The following is a 12,165-nucleotide window of genomic DNA, read 5'->3' on the forward strand; positions in this document are numbered from 1 at the left end:
CGACAGAACGGGATCCAAGGGGTCGAAGATGAGCGGCTACCAGGCTTACGGTAAAGTACAGAACGCGACCGAAAATCCGCGTTCGCTGGAGTATCGCCTGCTGGGGCAGGTGACCGCCGCCCTGACCAAAGCGCGCGACAGCGGCAAGCGCGGCACGTCGGATTTCGTCGACGCCATGCTGTGGAACAAGAAGGTGTGGGACGCCTTCATCGTCGACCTGTCGAGCGAGGGCAACAAGCTGCCCAAGGAATTGCGCGCCCAGATCATCGGGATCGGCCTGTGGGTCGGCCGGGAAACGATCCAGGTGCTGGACGGCACGGGCGATATCGACTCCCTGATCAACGTCAACAAGACGATCATGGAAGGCCTCGCGCCGCAAACCGGCGCCGCGGCGACCGCCGCGCCGGCCTCGGCCGCGGCTCCCGCCGGCCGCCCGGCCGCCGGTATGGGGTCGGTCAGCGCCTAAGCGCCGCTTACCCAAACGCTTCAAAAAGGCCGCCGGCACCCCGGCGGCCTTTTTCGTTTCGGGGCGGCAATCCCGGCCCTATGGACGGAAATTTCTGCCGGGTCGGACCTGCAGAATTGGCCCTGAATGGTGAATCGCTTTTAACCACCCCCTTGAAATGTAACGATTTCTATCCTGGCACGGGCGTTGCGAATTCCTTGGCAAGCCCGACGGCGGATCTTTCGACCGGCGGGCGCTTTGGAGATCGAAAATGTCGTTGTCCGCCGCCCTTAACTCGTCGCTGAGCTCGCTGCTGACCCTGCAGCAGCAGTCGCGTGTGGCGTCGGCCAACGTCGCGAACGCGCAGACGTCCGGCTACACCCGCAAGAACGTCAATCTGATCACCCCGGCGGTTCAAGGATTGCCGACGGGCGTCGCGGTCCAATCGGTCACGCGCGCGGTCAACCAAACGCTTCAGAACGAATTGCTCGCCCGCAACTCCGAAGCCGCCGCCAACGCGGTGCAGCAGCAGTACTTGGAGCGCATCGGCTCGTTCCTCAGCGTCCAGGACGGCACGCCGCGCGTGACCACCATGTTCCAGGCGTTCCAGCAGGCGTGGAAGGATTACGAAGCCAATCCGGAAAACGCCACGCTCGCGCGCGCGGTGTCGACGCAAGGTCAGCTGCTGGCGACGGAGATCAACAATCTCGCCGCGCAGCCCCAGCAGATCGATGCGCTGATCCAGACCGACATCAACCAGAATCTGACGCAGCTCAACCAGCTCGTCACGCAGGCTTACTCGATCAACGCGCAGCTCGTGAACCAATCGTCCACGGGCCAGCCGATCGGCGAGCTGCAGGACCAGATGGATCAGATCGTCGGGCAGATTTCGAAGATCACCAAGGTCCAGGTGCTCGGCACCGGCACCGCGGCGTTGCAGGTTCTGACGGCCGGCGGCCAGACGCTGGTGTCCGGCGCCGTGCCGCCCAGCTTCAGCTACAACCCGAACACCAACCAGATCCAGGTCACGATCAACGGCGGCACGCAAGCCGTGCAGAACACGGCCTTCGCGGGCGGCCAGCTCGACGCGCTGCTGCGGTTGCGCGCGGGCTACGAAAGCCAGGCCTCGACGTCGACCTTCTCGCAGACCGTGATGGGCTCGTCCGATCCGTCGGACGGCGCCTTGCGCAAATACGTCAACCAGATCGACGCGATCGCCAATCAGATCGCATACACGGTCAACTCGACCTACAACAAGAGCGCCTCCTACGGCAACGAGCTGGCCGCGAACTTCTTCACCTTCTCGACCTTGGCGATCCCCGCCTCGGCGACGACGGCGACGACGATCACCTCGGGCACGGCGTCGGTCGGCACGGCGGGCGGCGGCTTGACCGACGGTGCGGCCGCGTTCGGCGCGCTGACGCCGACGGCGACCAACTACTACCGCGTCACGATCACCGACGGTCTGGGCAAGGGCTCGTCCGCGATCATCACGGCCAACACCGCGACGTCGATCACGGCGCCGGGCCTGGCCGCGACCGATACGACCAGCCGCTACACGATCCAGCAGGTCACCGGCCCGTTGATGACGAACGCCGCCACGGCGGGTACGACGACGACGCTGACCGATACGACCAATACCTGGACGGTCAACGCCTTCCAGCCGACCGCGACGGGCATCGCCTATCAGGTGCGCATCATCTCGGGCACGGGAGCGGGCCAAGTCGCGCAGATCACCGGCAACACGGCGAACCAGCTGACGGTCAGCCCCGCCTTCACGACGGCGCCGGGTGCCGGCAGCGTCTATGTGATCGAACCGGCTTACGGCAACAACCCGCCGGCGGCGTCGATGCTGCAGATCAACCCGACGCTGGCCAACGGCGCGGTGATGACGAAGAAGGGCGCCGCGGGCGATATGTCGCAAGCGTTGAACCTGGCCACGTCGGCGACCTTCGATCCGATCCCGATCCCGACCGGTGTGGCCGCGCTGAACAACACCGGCATCGTGACGGGCGCGATGACCATCGCCAACACGATCGGTTCGGCCGTGTCCTACACCGCGCGCTCGATCGCCGGTTCGCAAAATACGGCCGACTATTCCGAAACGCTGCGTCACCAGACCGATCAGACCTACCGCAACACGGTGGGCGTCTCGATCGACCAGGAAATGGCCAATCTGGTGACGTTGCAAAACGCCTATCAAGCGTCCGCGCAGGTGCTGCAAACGGTGCGCACCATGTTCGACACGCTGATCAATCTGGGAAGGGGCTAATCCATGGCCGGCAGCATCACGGGCGTGACCAATCTCGCGCAATTGCTTGACACGCAGCGCATTCTTTCGAGCCAGCAGACCGAACTCGGTCAGTTGCAGAAGGAATTGTCCACGGGCCGCAAGCGCGACGGCCTGATCGGCGTCGCCCTGTCCAGCTTCCAGCAGCAGGGCCTGGCTTCCGACACGCTGCGCTATCAGCAGTACCGCCAGATCACGATCCAATCGACGATCTACACCCGCGCGATCGACGCGACGCAGTACCGCACCGATCTTTACGCCAAGTCGATCCAGTCGATGCAGGATATCGGCAACGACATGCGCTCGGAACTGCTGAAAGCGCAGTCGACGACGCCGGCGACGTATGGCGTGCAGGCGGCCTTGATCGATGGCGCGCTCAACCGCATTCAGTCGATCCTGAACACGACCGACGGCCAGCGCTACGTCTTCGCGGGCAACGCCTACAGCACCGCGCCGATGAGGCAGCTGACCGGCCTCGACAACGCGGCCCTCGTCAACGGCGTGAACGGCTTCGCCGCGGCGACCAACTCGCCGCCGCGCAACGCGACCTACGCCAACGCCATCCAGTCCGTGCCGTTCACCTCGCCGGTCAACACCGCGCAATTCGCGGGCGACGGCAACACGAACGTGCCCGGCTATATCAACAATTCGCTGGATCTGGCCGCCCCCTCCACCGCGACGGGCGAATGGGTCTACACCCAGACGCGCGTTTCGGTGTCGGACAGCCTGAACGTCGATTTCGGCATCAGCGCCACGCATGGCGCGTTCCAGAACCTGATCAACGGCCTGCGCAATTTCAAGATGGCGCTGCGCTGGGCGCAGAACACGCCGAACACCTATCTGCAACAGGATCCGACGGGCAACGCGCAGCAATACTACGCGCAGGCCCAGGCGCAGTTGCAGCAGGCGGTGCTCGACCTCGGCAACGTCGCGGGCACCAACGGCGCCAACCAGGCGCTGCTGAAGGATATCCGCTCGATCCAAGAGGACACGGTCACCTCCACCACGATTTCGGCGGACAAAATCGTCGCCGTCGATATCGGCGAAGTCGGCACGCGCATTAAGGGCGTGCAGGCCTCGCTCGAAGCCAGCTACATCACCACACGCGACTTGCTGAACCTGAACCTCGCCAAATTCCTGCGATAACGCCGGATATATATTCAAAAAATAGGAGCACGAAACCATGGCAACCGTAGCAATGAATTCCGCGATCAGCGGTTTGAATGCCTTCCAAACCGCGATCAACTATATTTCCGACAACGTCGCCAACTCGCAGACGATCGGCTTCAAGCGCATCGACGCCAATTTCTCGAGCTACGTCTCGGCGTCGTCGCAACGCTTCTTCAATCCGGGCGGCGCCACGGCGCGCCCCGACTTCGTGAACTCGCTGCAGGGCACGATCATCCAGGACGCCTCGCCGACCTCGATCGCGATCGCGGGTGCGGGCTGGCTGCCCGTGGAAGACGGCGCCACCAACGCTTCGGGCTTCAGCGGCAACAACATCCGCCAGTTCACGCGCCGCGGCGATTTCTCGCTCGACCAGAACAGCTACATGGTCAACGGCGCGGGCAAGTATCTGTTCGCGCGTTCGGTGCCGCGCCCCACGACCGCGGTGCCCAACCCGCAGCCCAACCAGGGCGCGCTGGTGCCGGTGCAGATCAACACCTCGCAGCTGCCCGCCCTTGCGACGGCCAACGCGACCTACGCCGCGAACATCCCGTCCAACGCGGTGGCCGGCACGGTCTTCAACGGCGGCACGATCACCATCACCGACGCCAACGGCGCCGCGCAGCCCGTGTCCGTGACCTGGTACAACCGCACGACCGCCGGCGGCACGCTGCCCGGCGTGGCCGCGAGCACGACGACCGGTACCAACGCGATCGCGGCGTCCGCCGCGGGCACGACGCCGCAATGGCGTGCGGTGCTGACCGTGCCGACCAGTTCGCCGAACAACTACGAATCCATCGCGCTCGATTTCTCCTTCGGCACGACGACGACGACGGCGGGCTTGCTTACGGGCATCACCGTCGCGGGCACGACCGCGCCGGGCACGCAGCTCACCGCCGCCGTCACGGCCGGCACGGGCCGCGTCGTGCTCAGCTACGGCGCGCCCTCGCTGACCGCACCGCCGCCCGCGCAGTCGATCAACGTCGAGTTCGGCGCGCCGAACGCGACGGCGGGCTCGGCTTCGCAGCTCAACGTCGCCGGCGGCACGACGCAGTTCGGCGGCACGGCGATCTCGTTGTCGAACATCCTCGCCGACGGCTACTCGGCGGGTTCGTATAACGGCCTTGCGATCGACACCAACGGCAACATCTACTCGACCTACAGCAACGGTCAGCGTCTGCGTCAGTATCAGCTGGCGCTCGGCACGTTCAACAACGCCGACGGTCTGGTCCGTCAGAACGGCGAAGCGTTCCTCGACTCGCCGGCGGCCGGTTTCATCGGCTACCAGGCGGCGTTGACCGGCCAAGCCGGCGGCGTCAACCCCAACGCTTTGGAGAACTCCAACACCGATATCGGTCAGGAGTTCACCAAAATGATCGTGGCGCAGCGCTCCTATTCGGCGAACGCCCGCATGATCACCACGGCCGACGAAATGCTCCAGGAAGTGGTCAACCTGAAGCGCTGATTTCTCGTCGACCGTTTCGGCTCCGTGAACTTGGGGTCGCCGGATTTCCGGCGGCCCCTCTTTTTTTTGTTCACTTGGCGCGATAGAAATAACGATACGCGGTCTCGAGCCCGAGCTTGCGATAAAGGGCGATGGCGGCCGTGTTGCCGGCGGTCACTTGCAGATAGGCGCGCGTGGCGCCTTGCGCGGTCGCCCAAGCACAGCACGCCGACAATGTGCGCAGCGCCAAGCCCTGGCCGCGTGCTTGCGCCACGGTCAGCACTTCGAAAAACCCTAGATCGCCGCCGTCGGGCACGGCCATCGCGAAGGCGAGCGGCGTGCCGTTGCGCGTCAGCCGCGCGAAACCCGTGCCCGTCACGCGATGCGCGAACATGCGCGCGAGCGTGGCAAGCGATTTGGCGTCGGCTTCGGTCGCGCGGCCGAAATCCGCCAGCCAGCCCGACGCGATCGGATCGGTGTCGAGCGTCACGTCGGGTTCCGCATGCCCCGGGGGCAGGGGCCCGACCATGACCAGGCTTTCGTCGAAGGCGGCGTAGCCGCGCGCGGCCAGCGCGTCGTCGAGGCCGGGCTCGGCCAACGGCGTGATGCGGAACACCGGCGGCAATCCGGCGGCAGCGTAGTCGGCTTCGGCCGCCGCGATGCGGGCGGCTAGATCGCCGGTACCCGGCGCCACGGGATTGATGGAGTTCGCGCGCTTGGTGTGGCCGTCGGCAAAACGCATCACCCAGCCGTCGCGCGTTTGCGTGCGCAAGGCGGGCCAGGCGGCGAAGGCGCGACGTTCCAGCGTTTCGATATTGCGAATGTCCATATTCGCGAATCCTCTTCGGCGATAGATTAGCGCGATGACGACGAATCTGCCGCCGGAGATCGCCGCCGCATTCGCCGCCGCCAACGCGATCGCCTTATCGGGCGATTGGCGCGCGGCCGCTGAACGCTATCGCGCGCTGATCGCCGCGGCGCCGGATTTTCCGGGCGCTTACGTCAATCTCGCCTCGGTGCTGCTGGCGGGACGCGACGCCGAAGGGGCGATGCTGACCGCGGCGAACGCCGCCGCGCGGTTCCCCGGCTTCCTGCCGATCTACGCGGTGGCGGGCGAAGCGGCGTTGCAGTTGGGACAGCCCTTCGCCGCGTCGAACGGTTTCGCCGCCGCGTTGTCGGGCGGGGAGGACGCGAATTTGCGCGCCAAGCTCGCGCTGTCGCTGCAAGCGCAAGGCCGCGCCGTGGAGGCATCCGCGAATTTCGCGCTGGCGCGCCGCACGGCGCCGAACGACGCGGCGATCGCGTCGGCCGCGTTGTTCTCCGGCCATTACGATCCGAACGTTTCGCCCGCGCAAGCCTTGGCCGATGCCGCGAATTGGCCAAGTCCCGTCCGGCGCGCGCCGCGCTCGACGCCGCGCGATCGCGATCCCGATCGGCGTTTGCGCGTGGCCTATGTCTCGCCCGATTTCGCCAATCATTCCTGCGCGTATTTTCTCGCCCCGTTGCTGGCGGCGCATGATCGCCAAGCGGTCGAGTTGTTCGCCTATTCGGATGTCGGCGCACCCGACGGCGTGACCGCCGCGTTCAAGGCGCTGGATCTCCAATGGCGCGATATGGCGGGCAAAAGCGACGACGCGTTCGTCGCGCAAGCGAAGGCGGACGCGATCGACATATTGGTCGATTGCGCGGGCCATACGACCGGCAATCGCCTGACGGCGTTCGCGCGCCGGCCCGCACCCGTGCAGGTCACGTGGCTTGGCTATCCCGCCAGCACGGGGCTCGATTGCTTCGACGCAAGATTCGTCGATGAAATAACGGATCCCGCCGATGCGCTGGCGAGCGAGAATTTGGTGCGCGTGCCGGGCGGATTTCTCGCCTATCTGCCGCCGCCTTTCGCGCCCGATCCGGGGCCGCCGCCGTTCGCAGCGGCGGGGCGGATCACCTTCGGGTCGTTCAACAACCTGCCCAAGATCACGCCGCGCGTCGTGGCGATGTGGGCGCAGGCCTTGCGCGCGGTGCCGGATTCCCGGCTGATCGTGAAGGCCAAGGGGCTGGACGAGCCGGCGACGCGCGAGCGCTACGCGGCGATGTTCCAGGCGCATGGTCTGGATGGATCGCGCGTCGAATTCGTCGGCTTCGTCGGCGATATCGCGGCGCATATCGCGCGCTATCGGTCGGTCGACGTGGCGCTCGATACATTTCCTTACAACGGCACGACCACGACCTGCGAAGCCTTGTGGATGGGCGTGCCGGTCGTGACGCTGGCGGGCGATCGCCATGCCGCCAGGGTCGGGGCATCGCTGCTCGACCGGGTCGGCTTGGGCGATCTCGTCGCCGCCGATCCGGCCGATTTCGCGCGGATCGTCGCCGGGCTTGCGGCCGACCGCGCGCGGCTTGCCGCGTTACGCGGGAATTTGCGCGCGCGCATGGCGGCTTCGCCGCTTTGCGACGGGCGGCGCCTGGCGCGCGAATTCGAGACGGCCTATCGCGGCTTGTGGCGGCGGGTTGTCAGCGCGGACGGGATGCTATAATTCCCCGGTTGGCGCCATCGCCGAGGAGTCCCCATGCCGCTCGTTCTTCGTCTCAATCCCGCCGAAAAGATCATCATCAACGGGGTGGTGATCGAAAATACCGGCGGTTTGGCCATGCTCGCGATCCGCAATCGCGGCAACATCCTGCGCCAAAAAGATATTCTTCAATTGGACGAAGCCGCGACGCCGGCTTTGCGCGTCTATTACACGCTGCAATGCCTTTATCTGTTCCCGGACGAGATTAAGGCCTATTCCGAAGCGCTGCACCAGTTCATGAACGATTTCGAACAGGCGGCCCCCGCCTCGAAGCCGATCATCGACGCGCTGCGCGCCCGGGTGGAAAAGGGCGAGCTTTACCCCGGCCTCAAAGACGCCAAGCGCCTGATCAAGTTCGAATGGGATTTGGTCGGGACGACGACTGAGAAGGGCAAAATGCTGTTGCAGGGCTCGGAAGGCAAATCCAAGCAGCGCGCGATGGCCGACGGCGAAGAAGTCGAGTAACCATATTTACTAAGTCATTGATTTTTAATATATACGGAAATATATCGAATTTTATCTAATTTGTTGGCACTTGCCCTGGCGGATAAACTTCGTTACATTGCCTTTGTCGATCGAGAACGATCGCGAAGGAGGATGACATGGCCGGTTCTATTTCTGGTGGAATGACCGCCGTCGTCGCCTGGAAGCAGCTCGAGAAAACGGGCGAGGCCCAGCGCGCACGGTGGGAAAAGCAGCCGTCGATTCAGCGGGAGATCGAATACGTCAAAGCCTTCGCCGCGAAGGTGAAGGACGTCGATCAGTTGCTGAACGATCGCCGATTCATGAATTTCGCGCTTTCCGCGTTCCAGTTGGAAAGCGAGGTCGACAAGAAGGGCTTGCTGCGCAAGGTCCTGACGTCGGATCTCACCAATATCGATTCCTACGCGAACCGGATGAACGATCCCCGGTTCGTCGAGCTGACGCAACGTCTCGACCTCAAAAACATGGGCGTCAAGAACGTGAAGGACGAGGCGGTGATCAATTCGCTGATCACCCGCTATATGAAGAACGAGTTCGACAAGGCCCAGGGCAACGCCACGCCGGGCCTGCGCGAAGCGATCTATTTCAAGGAAAACGCGGGCACGGTCAAAAGCCCGTGGGACGTGCTCGGCAACAAGATCCTGCGCGAAGTCGTCACCAAGGCCTTCGATATCCCGAGGGAATTCGCGGTGCAGGGCGTGGAAGCCCAGGCCACGGCGCTCGCCCGCAAGGTCGACGTCGCGAAGCTCAAAGATCCCAAATTCGTCGATCGCGTCATCCAGACCTATCTGATGAAGGTCGATCAGGAGACGTCGGCGGCCAATGGGATGGGCGCCAACATGTACGCCGGGCTGCTGACGCCGCTGATGGATGGCGGCAACGGGGTCCTCGACCTGCTGCAAGGGCTCGCACGCCGCTGAACTTGACCGTTCGTGGTAGAATCCTCCGATTCGCACCACGGGGCCGGGCGGGTGCGCCCGGTCCAAAGGGGATACGTCGATGTCCGATGAAGCTTTTAACGTCGCAAGTACCGACCAGGAACGCCTGGGGGCGCTGAGGGTCGTCGCCGATGCGCTCGAAGAAGGCATGCGCCAAGGCATGGGGCGCGACACGCTGAGCGTGGCCTGCTTCACGGTCGTGCTGCAAATGCTGGTCGAAGTCTACGGCCGCGACGCGGTCCGCGTCGTGCTGCGCGACATGAACGACCGCGTGGGCGCGGGCGAGTTCGGCTGAGCCGGTTCTCTCAGGCTTTTTCCGTTTAGGCTTTCTCGGCCCAGGCGATCGCGCCGGGAACGGCCGCACCGCTTTCGCTGCGGGTCGATTGCGGTTCGATCGCGAAATTCACGAAACCCGCCGCGCGCAACATCGCGGGCAAGGCTTCCGTCGCGTGGGCGTAACGCCCCGACGGCCGCACGCGCCAGGTTTCGTCCGGCCGCGCGTCGATCAATCGCTCGACGCTGAAGGCGAGCCCGCCGCCTTCTTTCAACGCCGAAGCCGCCGCCGCGAGCACTTCCGCCAAATCGCCGAAATAGCAAAGCACGTCCGCCGCGACGATCAGATCGTAGCTGTTCGCGTGCGCCCGCAGATCGGCGATCAATTCGCCCACGCGTAATTCATCGTAGAGCTTGCGTTCGCGCGCGTGCGCGACCATGCCGCCCGACAAATCCACGCCGTCGAGGATCGCCGCGCGGGGGCGCAGCATCGGGGCGGCGAGGCCGGTCCCGCTGCCCGCATCGAGCGCGCGGCCGACCGGCAGCGGGCGCTTCAAATGCCGGGCGAGCAGATCGTCGAGTACCTGCGGTGCGCGATAGTCGAGCTTGGCGAGGGTCGCCTCGAAGGTCGGCGCGAACATGTCGAACGCGTCGCGGACATAGGCGTCGGGCGCGCGCGTCGCGACGTCGTCGCCGGCGAGCGCGCTTGCGATATGCCGCGCGGTCGCGCTGTCGGGATGCGTTTGCGCCCATCGGCGCGCCAGCGCCGCGGCTTTGGCGCCTTGGCCGGCGCGTTGAAGCGCGTAGAGCGCGGTGCCGTAATTGGAATGCGCTTCGCGATGATGCGGATTTGCCGCGATCGCCGCCTCGTACTCGCTCAACGCTTCGTCGATGCGCCCTTGGCGCTGCAGAAGATTGCCGAGATTGTTGCGCGCTTCGGCCGAGCCCGGGGCGAGCGTCAACGCTTCGCGGTAATCGCTTTCGGCGTTCGCGGCGTCGCCCATCGCGGCGCGCGCGACCGCGCGATTGATCCAGCCGGGAAGATGTGTCGCATCGGCGGCGATCGCCGCGGCCGCCGCATCGCGTGCCGCGTCAAAGGATTTCGCGTCGATCAAAATTGCGGCGCGATTGGCCTGGAAGGCGGCGTTACTGGGCGACACGGCGCATGCCCGCGCGGCGAGATCGAGCGCTTCGTCAATCCGGCCGATCGCGCGCAAGGCCTGCGCGCCCAGGTTCAACGCGTCGGGATGTTCGGGGGCTTGCGCCAGCACGGCGCGATAATCGGCGAGCGCGCCGGCCGCGTCGCCCGCCTGGTGTTTGGCGAGGCCCGCGAGCATCGTCGCGTGTAGGCGTGCGGGATCGGACATCGGCGGATCGGTTCGCCCCGGAATCAAAACGGCGCCGGCATTTCCGGAAAATTCCGGTGCGCGCGGCGCCGTCGAAAGGCGGATGGAAAGACGTCGCCGATCAGGCGGTGCCGCGCAATCCGTCCATCACGTGCTTGTTGATGGCGATTAGCATATCCAGATCGCCGTCCGTATGCCCGTTGATGATCATGTCGGAGTTCTTGTTCACATAAGCCGCCAGATTGATCAGGAGCACTTTCAGCTCCTTCGGCAGCTTGTTGCGATCGTCCGACACGTCGTTGACGAAGGCGTTCCAAACGTCGCGATTATGGAAGATCGCGTCGCAGACTTGGCCGACCGATTGCGGGTCAAGCTGCTGGACGACGGTTTTCGCGTCGTTGAGCTTCTTGGTGACCAAGGTCAACAAGCGGTACTCGCGGTCGCGATCGTTTTCGCCGGGTTTTTGCGCGGGCTCTGTCACGGGGCCTCCCTCGAGCGTTGAGTCGCCCGAATCGACAATTCCTTTGATCTTTTACCCCGTTAGGGGGAGTCGCGCCAAGTTCTGCCATGCGTCGGTGGAGAAATAGGACGCGATATTCGTTCTTGGCGCCGAAAAAAGAACGGGGGCGGCTTGCGCCACCCCCGTCTTTGCCTCCCCGAAGGGAAGATCGCTTAGCGGAACAGGCCCAGCAGGACCGAAGGCTGCTGGTTGGCGATCGACAGCGACTGGATGCCCAGCTGCTGGCGAACCTGGAGCGCCTGAACCGAGGCCGAGGCCTTGCCGATATCGGCGTCGACGATGGCGCCGAGGCCGGTCGTCGTGGCGTCGACCACCGAGTTCACGAAGTTCGACTGCAGCGTCATCGTGCGGGTATCCGCAGCGTTGGCGCCCAGCGAAGCCGCGACCTGGTTGGCGAAAGTCGTCAGCGAGGTCAGCGACGCCGTGGCGGCGGTCACCGAAGACACCGAGGACTGCGCGAAGGTCGTGAACGAGGTGTGGACCGTCGACTGGCTGGTCATCGTCAGCGTCGCCGCCGAGGTGTCGGCGAGGAACGTCTTCGCGGCCGAGTTGTTCGACAGCAGGTTCACGCCGTTGTAGTTGGCCTGCGCGATGAAGTTCGAAATCTGGTTCGTCATCGCGCTGAAATCGGCGGCGTAGATCGTGCGCTGCGAGTTGCCGATGGAGCCGTCGGCGAGCTGCGTGATCTTGGC

The 12,165-nt window shown here is 64.9% G+C and carries 12 protein-coding genes; 8 read left to right on the plus strand and 4 right to left on the minus strand.

The features are described 5' to 3' along the window. Positions 1–28: 28 nt before the first annotated feature. The 4 genes from flaF to J0H39_08170 all read left to right on the plus strand — a co-directional run bounded on the left by flaF (position 29) and on the right by J0H39_08170 (position 5,367). Positions 29–466 carry a flagellar biosynthesis regulator FlaF gene (gene flaF / locus J0H39_08155; protein ID MBN9496713.1) on the plus strand — a complete coding sequence of 146 codons (438 nt, stop codon included), beginning with the start codon at positions 29–31 and terminating at the stop codon, positions 464–466. 250 nt (positions 467–716) lie between these two features. After that, positions 717–2,717, plus strand: a complete 2,001-nt coding sequence (locus tag J0H39_08160; GenBank protein MBN9496714.1) for a hypothetical protein — start codon at positions 717–719, stop codon at positions 2,715–2,717. Positions 2,718–2,720: 3 nt separating this feature from the next. After that, positions 2,721–3,881 carry a hypothetical protein gene (locus J0H39_08165; GenBank protein ID MBN9496715.1) on the plus strand — a complete coding sequence of 387 codons (1,161 nt, stop codon included), beginning with the start codon at positions 2,721–2,723 and terminating at the stop codon, positions 3,879–3,881. A 37-nt stretch (positions 3,882–3,918) separates the two neighbouring features. Next, on the plus strand, positions 3,919–5,367 hold the full coding sequence (locus J0H39_08170) for a flagellar hook-basal body complex protein (protein MBN9496716.1): 1,449 nt from the start codon (positions 3,919–3,921) through the stop codon (positions 5,365–5,367). 70 nt (positions 5,368–5,437) lie between these two features. Here J0H39_08170 and J0H39_08175 read toward each other — a convergent pair whose 3' ends face one another. Then, the gene (locus tag J0H39_08175) at positions 5,438–6,175 is read right to left on the minus strand and encodes a GNAT family N-acetyltransferase (protein MBN9496717.1); all 738 of its coding nucleotides are present in this window, start codon (positions 6,173–6,175) and stop codon (positions 5,438–5,440) included. Positions 6,176–6,209: 34 nt separating this feature from the next. Between J0H39_08175 and J0H39_08180 the strand changes: the two genes are divergently transcribed. From J0H39_08180 to J0H39_08195, 4 genes are all read left to right on the plus strand, one after another. Further along, positions 6,210–7,877, plus strand: coding sequence for a glycosyltransferase (locus J0H39_08180; protein ID MBN9496718.1), 1,668 nt, complete (start codon positions 6,210–6,212; stop codon positions 7,875–7,877). A 33-nt stretch (positions 7,878–7,910) separates the two neighbouring features. Beyond that, positions 7,911–8,378, plus strand: coding sequence for a flagellar biosynthesis repressor FlbT (locus J0H39_08185; protein MBN9496719.1), 468 nt, complete (start codon positions 7,911–7,913; stop codon positions 8,376–8,378). Between the two features lie 137 nt (positions 8,379–8,515). Further along, positions 8,516–9,316, plus strand: a complete 801-nt coding sequence (locus J0H39_08190) for a DUF1217 domain-containing protein (GenBank protein MBN9496720.1) — start codon at positions 8,516–8,518, stop codon at positions 9,314–9,316. A 79-nt stretch (positions 9,317–9,395) separates the two neighbouring features. Continuing rightward, positions 9,396–9,629, plus strand: a complete 234-nt coding sequence (locus tag J0H39_08195; protein MBN9496721.1) for a hypothetical protein — start codon at positions 9,396–9,398, stop codon at positions 9,627–9,629. A 25-nt stretch (positions 9,630–9,654) separates the two neighbouring features. Here J0H39_08195 and J0H39_08200 read toward each other — a convergent pair whose 3' ends face one another. The 3 genes from J0H39_08200 to J0H39_08210 all read right to left on the minus strand — a co-directional run. Continuing rightward, positions 9,655–10,974 (minus strand): methyltransferase domain-containing protein, encoded by a 1,320-nt coding sequence (locus tag J0H39_08200; protein MBN9496722.1) that lies wholly within the window; start codon positions 10,972–10,974, stop codon positions 9,655–9,657. 100 nt (positions 10,975–11,074) lie between these two features. After that, positions 11,075–11,434: a flagellar biosynthesis regulator FlaF gene (locus tag J0H39_08205; GenBank protein ID MBN9496723.1), complete on the minus strand. Its 360-nt coding sequence runs from the start codon at positions 11,432–11,434 to the stop codon at positions 11,075–11,077. A 191-nt stretch (positions 11,435–11,625) separates the two neighbouring features. After that, a partial coding sequence (locus J0H39_08210) for a flagellin (protein MBN9496724.1) occupies positions 11,626–12,165 on the minus strand: 540 nt, incomplete at its 5' end.

Source organism: Alphaproteobacteria bacterium, assembly GCA_017308135.1.
Taxonomy (GTDB): Bacteria; Pseudomonadota; Alphaproteobacteria; order CACIAM-22H2; family CACIAM-22H2; genus Tagaea.